1 protein-coding gene is annotated in these 429 nt (G+C 45.5%); it reads right to left on the minus strand.

Annotated features, from left to right (window positions below; translation table 11 throughout):
- Positions 1 to 429: hypothetical protein (locus tag ADG03_RS11330; protein ID WP_193389187.1), on the minus strand; the 429-nt coding region annotated here is incomplete at both ends.

Genomic DNA, 429 nt, shown 5'->3' on the forward strand with positions numbered 1-429 from the left:
AACTGACTCAGACGTTGAAACTGACTCGGACGTAGATACCGATTCAGAACTTGAAACTGACTCTGACGTTGAGGCTGACTCGGACATCGACACCGATTCAGAACTTGAAACTGATTCAGACGTTGAAACTGACTCTGAGGCTGAAACTGATTCAGATGTTGACACCGATTCAGAGGCTGAAACTGATTCAGATGTTGACACCGATTCAGATGTTGACGCTGACTCGGACGTTGATACCGATTCAGAGGTCGATGCTGACTCAGATGTTGATACGGATTCGGACGTTGAGACTGATTCAAAAATTGAAACCGACTCGGACGTAGACACCGATTCAGAACTTGAAACTGACTCAGACGTTGAGACTGATTCAGATGTTGAAGCTGATTCAGAACTTGAAACTGACTCAGACGCGGAGACTGATTCAGATGT

Origin of the sequence: Streptococcus parasanguinis (assembly GCF_001069785.1) — a bacterium.
GTDB lineage: Bacteria > Bacillota > Bacilli > Lactobacillales > Streptococcaceae > Streptococcus > Streptococcus parasanguinis_T.